Source organism: Rhizobium sp. 18055, from assembly GCF_902706285.1.
Taxonomy (GTDB): domain Bacteria; phylum Pseudomonadota; class Alphaproteobacteria; order Rhizobiales; family Rhizobiaceae; genus Rhizobium.
In genome coordinates, this window is the sequence record NZ_CACSKD010000150.1 from 1 (window position 1) to 541 (window position 541).

The window sequence follows — 541 nt, forward strand, 5'->3', positions numbered from 1 at the left end:
GCCCAGGTGGCCCAGCTCGTCGTTGACGCGCTTGAAGTGGTCGAGGTCCACCACCGCCAGGCACAGCGGGATGCCGCTCTCGTCGGCCAGCTGCTTCTGCTCCTCCAGGGCGGCCAGGATGGAACGGCGGTTCAGGCAGCCCAGCACGTCGAGGCGCGCGCTTTCGGCGATGGAGCGCATCTCGTGGCTGGTCTTCTGCAGCAGCCGGTGCAGCACGCGCACGCGGCCCATCAGCAGGACGTAGGCGGGCAGGGCCAGCGCCAGCGCCATGAAGTGCAGTACCTCCAGGCGCAGCAGCGCGGTGTCGTCCCGCTCCAGGTAGTGCGCGGACACCACCAGCGCATAGCCCCCCAGGATGCCGCCGCACAGCAGCAGCGCCGTGCGGCGCGAGAGCGTGAGCAGCCCGTACGCCATCGAGAGGAACATGAAGGGTGCCAGCGCGATCTGGGTGATCGGCTCTATGTAGAAGACCAGCAGCAGGATCACGACCGAGCCGATCACGACCGGCAGCCGCAACTGCCGGTCGCCCGTGCGCCGCTCC

At 69.3% G+C, this 541-nt stretch carries 1 protein-coding gene; it reads right to left on the minus strand.

Features of this window, described 5'->3' with window-relative positions:
• The coding region (locus GVL52_RS31780) for a diguanylate cyclase (RefSeq protein ID WP_160012699.1) at positions 1 to 541 on the minus strand (541 nt) is incomplete at both ends.